The sequence below is a fragment of the Halobellus sp. Atlit-38R genome, from assembly GCF_003665925.1.
In the GTDB taxonomy this organism is placed as follows: Archaea; Halobacteriota; Halobacteria; order Halobacteriales; family Haloferacaceae; genus Haloquadratum; species Haloquadratum inordinatus.
This window is the reverse complement of record NZ_QXIJ01000375.1, coordinates 1-444: the sequence shown is the minus strand read 5'-3', so window position 1 is coordinate 444 and position 444 is coordinate 1. Positions and strand designations below refer to the sequence as shown.

Here is a 444-nt window from a genome sequence, read left to right as displayed (position 1 = left end):
GACGACCGCGAGGCGACACGACCGGGCGGTAGCGGGGTCGAAAACTGCCACGCGAGCACTTCGATCGCCGGCGACTTAGGGCGTCTGGTTCGTTCCTCGAACGCGCCGCTGAACGCGTCCAGAGGGGCTAAGAGGCAGGTACTCCAAATCTGGCCATGACGAAACGCGACCCATCGACTCCAACGCCCGCCAGCTCGATGAGCGTCCCGCGGCGTCGAGTGCTCGCCGGAATCGCCGCCGCAGGGATCGGTTCCGTCGCCGGTTGCGCCGGCGGTGGGTCGAACTCGATCGCCCCGGTCTCCATCGACGACGACCAAGCATGCGACCAGTGCGGGATGATCGTCGCGGACCACCCGGGAACGGTCGGGCAGGTCCACTTCGAGGACGACGAACCGGAGGGTGGTCGCCCGGCGCAGTTCTGTAGCGCCACCTGTACGTACACGT

Annotated in this window: 1 protein-coding gene; it reads left to right on the top strand. The window is 67.3% G+C overall.

Features of this window, described 5'->3' with window-relative positions; genetic code table 11:
* Positions 1 to 155: 155 nt before the first annotated feature.
* The coding region (locus D3D02_RS19915; protein ID WP_199723243.1) for a nitrous oxide reductase accessory protein NosL at positions 156 to 444 on the top strand (289 nt) is incomplete at its 3' end.